The sequence below is a fragment of the Candidatus Phytoplasma crotalariae genome (assembly GCF_030586865.1).
GTDB lineage: Bacteria > Bacillota_I > Bacilli_A > Acholeplasmatales > Acholeplasmataceae > Phytoplasma > Phytoplasma citri.
This window is the reverse complement of record NZ_JAOSIR010000025.1, coordinates 1-6,303: the sequence shown is the minus strand read 5'-3', so window position 1 is coordinate 6,303 and position 6,303 is coordinate 1. Positions and strand designations below refer to the sequence as shown.

Sequence of the window (6,303 nt, the reverse complement as noted above, 5' to 3'; positions counted from 1 at the left end):
CATGGAATAAATAAGATTAGTTGTTTTTTATATCGCTTTGCTCATGATCATGATTTGAATTTTAATCAAAAAGAAAGAGAATTAATCAATAATGAGTAAAAAGATGGTTTATGATTTTAAAGAATGTTTGATTTCCTTTACTAAACGTAAATTAGCTGAAGAGTATTTTGGTTCTTCTGATATTATTGGGCACTGACGCGATCAATTATATCATCAAAACAACAAAAAAAGGAGAAACCATGATGAAATTAATTGTTTTTGAAGGCTTAGATGGGAGTGGCAAAACCACGTTGATTCAGGCCCTTTGTCACCAATTAACTCCCTTCCCTCAAATTTATCAAGGATTAGGCAGTAGCACCATGGGTCAGGAAATACGAGATTTATTTTTAAATTTTCCCCAAGTAGATTATCTGACCCATTTTTATTTAAGTCTCGCTAATATGACCCAAATCCAAGCGGAATTATTTAAAAACCACCCTTTAATTATCTGCGACCGTTGGTTACCTTCTACTTATGCTTACCAATTATTTCCTTTTTCCCAAGATAAGCAACAACTTTTATCGTTAAAAAAGCTCTTTCAGATCAATCATGAAATTATCTTAAAAAAACCTGATTTATTAATTTATTTAGATATTGATCCCCTTGTTGGCATAACCCGTAAAGAAAACCAAAAAAATCACCAAAAGGATTTTATCGAACAAAAACCGTTAACTTATTTTCAAACTGTTCATCAAGGCTACCAACATTATCTCACTCATTATACTAGGGGGATTGATAAATTAATTTTAAACGGAAATGATCCTCTGTCAGCCAATATCAAAAAAATTATGAAATATTTAGGAGCAATCCAATAATGGCTATCATCATTAAGAAAAAATGTCAAAATGGTAATTTATATATCTATTATAACCACGGCAAAATTAAAACCATCAAACCTGATGGCACCGTGACTTGGAAAACCAAAAAAATTAATTTTAAAAATGTTAAAAGACTCTAATATAAGAGTCTTTTTTTTATGAAGAAAGGAAAAAAAATCAATGAAGCCATTCACGAATTTAGCTTTGGAACAGATTAAAGTTTTTAAGCCCCAATCTTTATGTGTTCAAATCACGAAACTGATTATCAACCCCATGCTCTTCCACCATCCTTTTCACGAATATATGATCCAACATCATCATTTCTTAAATCAATATTTCACAAATTACCACTACAACTCCCAAAGTCAAAAAGTAATTCGCGGTAAAATCAATGAATATCTTATTTTATTCTATTTTCAAAACCAAGGAATTAGTAATTTATATCCTCAAGCTTATTTATTCTTTATTCCTGATATTAAATTTGATTTAGTGTTATTTACGCAAACCAAACGGATTATCGCGTTTAATTTTAAAACTTGTTTACGGGACCGTTATAAACAAGCTTTGATCGAAGGCCAACAACTCAAAAAACTGGATACACGTTTTGAATTTTATTTATTAACTAATAATACTGTAGAAGCTCAAAGATTAAACAAAAAAATCCATCAAGGAAAAACCCCAGGAATTAACCGAGTCATTGATTGTTTTTCATCACAAGCGAATATCTTTTTACAAATCTTACTGACTAACCAATTTATTCCCTTTCCCGATATTAATATCATTAAAAAAGCCCAAGGAGTTAAGCGCTAATGTTAACTAATGAACAAAAAGCCTTAAAACAAATTATCACCTATTTCAATCAAAACAAAAGAGAACAATTACAGTTTTATTTTGATCTGATTGATCCTCAATGGTTTTGTGATCAAAAACATCGTCAAATCTTTCAAGCCTTAAAATATTTAACTTTAGAAAAAACCTTTCCTCATCCTTTGCCAAAAAATCCATCCTCCGCCGTCCTTCTTTCCGAATTACTAACTTATCTTCAAACCCATTTTCCTCAAGATCATTTTACCCAAACCTCCTTAGCTTTTTTAAGTGAGCCAGACCAGACCGAAAATAACTTAGATTGCTTAACGAACTTAAAACACACTTATACCCAAGAAAAGTTATTTCAACAACTTTTAAAAATAATCCAACCTTCTTTTGACCAACCCGATCCTTATCATCGCCATCTTTATTACCAAGAAATTTTTGCCAAATTAAGAAAATTTATGGCTTGGCTTCCCCACCAGTCCGACCAAACCTTATTCACAATCCCCCAAATGATCAATGTTCATCCTGAATTTTTTCAAACTAATCGTCAAGCTCAAGAAACGATCCGCGCCGAATATTATCGTTTATCCGAGAACTTCCGTGGGTTAAATCAAGCCACCAATGGCTTTAAAAAAGGCCAAGTGGTGACGATTGGCGGTTATACAGGCTTAGGTAAAACCAGTTTTGTTTACCATTTATTGTTAGATATCTCCCAAATTAAACATCATGAAACAACTCGTTACCCCCAAATCTTGGTCTTTTCTTATGAAATGACTTTAGCGGAAAATCTAAGTCGTTTGTTAGCGAACCTAACCCGCATCCCGCTTGAAGTTATTTTCAACAAAAATTGGGAAGAGACAGGAATTTCCCCCGCCCTCTATAAGGAAAGGATGAAAATAATCCAACCTTTTTTGAATAATCTCCAAATTACTTTCAGTTATGATCCTACCAAAACCATTGATTATGTCTTAGATTTAGTTTATCGTCGTTATTTAGAACAACAAATAGATATCGTAGTGATTGATCATCTCCAAATTACCAAAGCGACTCATCATTTCGAAAATGATCGGCTGGCGATTGATGAAATTATGACTAAATTAAAAAAAATGGCTATGGAATTAAAAATTGTCATTATTATTCTTTCCCAATTTTCCCGCGATGCTTATAGTAATTTTTTAGGAAAATCCCCCGCGATTACCGCTTTAAAAGGGAGCGGAGGGATCGAAACCAATTCCGATCTGGTCTTAATGATGGCGGAATTCCAACCGCAATTAAGTAAAAATCGCCAAAAACTTTTTAATACTTATAATTATGATTGTCAAAAATTATATGGGGAGGCAGATGGTGATGAATCCCAAAAAATCATTGAATTAGCGATTAAAAAGAATCGGAGTGGGACCAAAAAAGACTTGCTTTATCATTTTGAAATGAGAACCCAAACCTTTCGAGAAATCGGTTATGTTTTGCCTGATTCCGATGAAGATGATTAACAGGAGAAAAAGATGTAAAATAAAAATCATAAAATCACTATTTTTGATGTTGCCAATTATCTTATTAAAACAAATAAAAGTAAAATCACCAATATGAAATTACAAAAAAAAAATCTCCTTATAAAAATTTTAAACGTTTTAAAATTCAAAAGTTATTCAATTCCCCCAAAGACTCTCATTTGAGAGTCTTTTTTTTATACCAATTTCAGAACCCAAGGAGAAAACCATGAAAAATCTCAAAAAAATTAATGTTTTTGACGTTGTTAACAATTTACTCCAACATTTTGAGGCTGACAAATATCAAATTACTAACATGAAAATTAATAAATTATTATATTACCTTCAAGGTCATTATCTGGCGCAATATCATCAACCCCTTTTTTTAGAACCTATCGAAGCTTGGCTGTTTGGTCCTGTTATTCCTCATATTTTTGGAGAATTTTTTCATTTTGTCAATAATCCCATCCCCAACAATTATCTTTGTGAAGGCAAGACTGGTAACGAAATAAATCCAGAAACTCAAGAATTTATCAAAAAAACTCTTCATCATTATATTCCTTTAAGTTCTTATCATTTGAGTGTCAATACCCACAATGAACTCCCTTGGAAAATTGCTTATAATCCACGGAAACAATGGAAAAATAATCTTATTACTCATCAATCTTTACAAAAATTTTTTGCCCAAGAGCAAAAGCAAGAAAAATAATAATTACCCATTCCCATAGCCACTTTAAGGGGCTTTTTTTGTTTTTTAACCACAATATATCTTGTTAGGAGAAAACTTAATGAATTATCAAGAACAAATCAAACACATTCAAACCCATTTTCCGATGATTGTTTTGTTAAAAAAATTAAAAATTTTACCGCAAAACTTCAACATCAACCACCGTTTTCCTTGTCTGCTTCATCAAGGAAAGAATCCCACTTGTTGCCATTTCACAGCGAATAATAAAATCCATTGTTGGAAATGCGGAAAAGATTATGATATCGTTGATGTTTATATGGCTATCCGTCAAATTAAATCCTTTTATGAAGCGCTTCAAAGAATAGAAGGATTTATGAAAACGCAAGAATTTAAAACTTTAGTAGACCAAGAAAAAGCAATAACCCCAACTACTACTAATCCTTGGAAGCAACTATCTTATCCTTGGAAACCAAAACAACCAGTTGACGAACAGAAAATCAATAGTAAAAAGCAACAATTATTTCAAGAAATTTCACCTTTATTCAACCAAATTCGCGATTATTATCATTATTTGTTAATGGCTAACCGCAATAACGAAAGTCAACCAGGATTAACTTATTTAACTCAAAAAAGAAAATTAACTCTAGAAACCATGAAAGAATTTAAACTAGGTTATGCCCCGTTATCTGATAAACCCTTATCTTTCCGCTTCCTCAATTACTGTCAAAAGCAAAAGATTAATCTGGATCAATTATTAGAATATGGCTTGATCAAAGCCAAAACTAGCCGCCAAGGAAAAAAATATGTTCACGATACTTTTCATGGTTCGATCATTATCCCCATTGAAAATGGTGATCAGCAAACCTTTCATTTTTATCAAAATCATTTCCGTGAAGTTTCTTACTTTCAACCCAAATACCAAGCTTTAACTAATTTTAGTCAAACTCCGACCTTTCATTTCAGTTATCGGTTTTTCGCAGCGTTACCTTATATGAAAAAAACAAAAACTCTCATGATTCATGAAGGTTTTTTTGATGTGATAAGTTGTTGGCAAAACAATATTAAAAACGTGGTCGGTCTCATTTGTGTTGCCCAACTACTTTCCCCATCGCAATTGGAAATCCTCAAAAAAGAAAAGATCAAAGTGATTATCGCTTTAGATAACGATGAAACAGGGCGAAAACGGAGTGAAGCGTTGGGAGAACAACTAACTTCTCAACAAATTCCTTACGAAATTAGAAGGATTTTACCCCCTTACGATCAAACTTGTAAAGATGTTGATGATTTATTACGCCAATATGGTAAGGCGGTTTATCAAAAATGTTTTTTAGACCCTTACCTCACTTATGAAGAGGCGAAAAAGAATAACTTAGTTGCTTTAGCGATTCGTTATTTTGGCGAAGACCGTGTCATTATTAAAAATTAAATTATTAGGAGAAAAATTAAATTAGTAGTAAAAAACAAACCAAGGAGACAAAAGATGAAAAACAATACCAATCAAGAAATTCGCATGGGGGGGAGAAATAACCAAACCACTCCTAATGACTTAATCCCCATTAAAAACTTTTTAATCAGCTTAAAAACCGATTTAATTAATCTCACCATTGTTGCCCATTCTCAAAAGAAAAATAATTATCAAGAAGCGAATTATCGTCCTCGAAATCAAACCCTCTTTGTTGATCCTCACATCTTAGAAGAAATTAAACAACTAAAAATCGCCCTAATTAATGATAATTTCTCTTCTAGTAATAGTAAACCATTACTTTCTGATTTAACCCCGCTTAAAAGCCATAATAACCCTCTTCAAAACCACTATTCCCTTTTCCAAATCAATTATCAAAATGAAAAGAAAAATCAGATCAAAAAATTAATTGGAAAAATTGATGTTTCTAAATTAGTAACTTTACAATTATATCCTCTAGATCCAAACAAGTTAGATAAATATCATAAACCTATCAAAACTAACTATAAGAAAGGTTTAAATATTATTTATTATCGTCAAGAAGATTTAAAATATCTTCAATCTTTTTTGACAAAAGATAAACAAGGTTATCGGGTGAAAAAGTTACGTCCTAAATATAAATATATTCCTAAAAACAAAAAATGACAATTTTATGACACTTCACTGACACTTTTATGACAATTTCTCTTTTAAAATAACCTAGTTCACTATTAGCTTCTTGAAGGAGGGATACTTTATATTTTATATCGATAATGATAATGATAATCGATATTTGATATTATCGAGATATCATTCTTAATCATTATTGTTATCGATATCATAAAATCCTTTGCGTTTAAGAAAATAATTTGGTTCTTTTAATTATATTAATTTTAAATTTATTTTAATTTTTAAAAGAAATGGCCTAACCAAGGTTAGTGTGTTTTGTATATTGACTAAAATAGCGCGAAAAGCTGTTTAATAATTCTCTAAAAAAATTTATAAAAATCTTTAATA

The 6,303-nt window shown here is 31.2% G+C and carries 6 protein-coding genes; all 6 read left to right on the top strand.

Translation table 11 applies throughout. The features are described 5' to 3' along the window. The first annotated feature begins 239 nt into the window (after positions 1-239). The 6 genes from tmk (at position 240) to OC683_RS01830 (ending at position 5,952) form a co-directional block, all read left to right on the top strand. Positions 240-854, top strand: a complete 615-nt coding sequence (tmk, locus tag OC683_RS01855) for a dTMP kinase (protein WP_304514860.1) — start codon at positions 240-242, stop codon at positions 852-854. A gap of 183 nt (positions 855-1,037) precedes the next feature. After that, positions 1,038-1,667: a hypothetical protein gene (locus tag OC683_RS01850; protein WP_304514859.1), complete on the top strand. Its 630-nt coding sequence runs from the start codon at positions 1,038-1,040 to the stop codon at positions 1,665-1,667. Continuing rightward, positions 1,667-3,160 carry a replicative DNA helicase gene (locus OC683_RS01845; protein WP_304514858.1) on the top strand — a complete coding sequence of 498 codons (1,494 nt, stop codon included), beginning with the start codon at positions 1,667-1,669 and terminating at the stop codon, positions 3,158-3,160. Before OC683_RS01850 ends, OC683_RS01845 begins: the two co-directional genes overlap by 1 nt. Positions 3,161-3,386: 226 nt before the next feature. Continuing rightward, the gene (locus tag OC683_RS01840) at positions 3,387-3,866 is read left to right on the top strand and encodes a Panacea domain-containing protein (protein ID WP_304514857.1); all 480 of its coding nucleotides are present in this window, start codon (positions 3,387-3,389) and stop codon (positions 3,864-3,866) included. Positions 3,867-3,945: 79 nt separating this feature from the next. Beyond that, the gene (locus tag OC683_RS01835) at positions 3,946-5,271 is read left to right on the top strand and encodes a toprim domain-containing protein (protein WP_304514856.1); all 1,326 of its coding nucleotides are present in this window, start codon (positions 3,946-3,948) and stop codon (positions 5,269-5,271) included. A 54-nt stretch (positions 5,272-5,325) separates the two neighbouring features. After that, positions 5,326-5,952, top strand: coding sequence for a phase variable surface lipoprotein (locus OC683_RS01830; protein WP_304514855.1), 627 nt, complete (start codon positions 5,326-5,328; stop codon positions 5,950-5,952). Positions 5,953-6,303 lie beyond the last annotated feature (351 nt).

What these genes read in the sequence shown, in the direction of transcription:
- tmk (WP_304514860.1), top strand. Translation starts at nt 240, where the DNA reads ATGATGAAATTAATTGTTTTTGAAGGCTTAGATGGGAGTGGCAAAACC.
- OC683_RS01850 (WP_304514859.1), top strand. Translation starts at nt 1,038, where the DNA reads ATGAAGCCATTCACGAATTTAGCTTTGGAACAGATTAAAGTTTTTAAG.
- OC683_RS01845 (WP_304514858.1), top strand. Translation starts at nt 1,667, where the DNA reads ATGTTAACTAATGAACAAAAAGCCTTAAAACAAATTATCACCTATTTC.
- OC683_RS01840 (WP_304514857.1), top strand. Translation starts at nt 3,387, where the DNA reads ATGAAAAATCTCAAAAAAATTAATGTTTTTGACGTTGTTAACAATTTA.
- OC683_RS01835 (WP_304514856.1), top strand. Translation starts at nt 3,946, where the DNA reads ATGAATTATCAAGAACAAATCAAACACATTCAAACCCATTTTCCGATG.
- OC683_RS01830 (WP_304514855.1), top strand. Translation starts at nt 5,326, where the DNA reads ATGAAAAACAATACCAATCAAGAAATTCGCATGGGGGGGAGAAATAAC.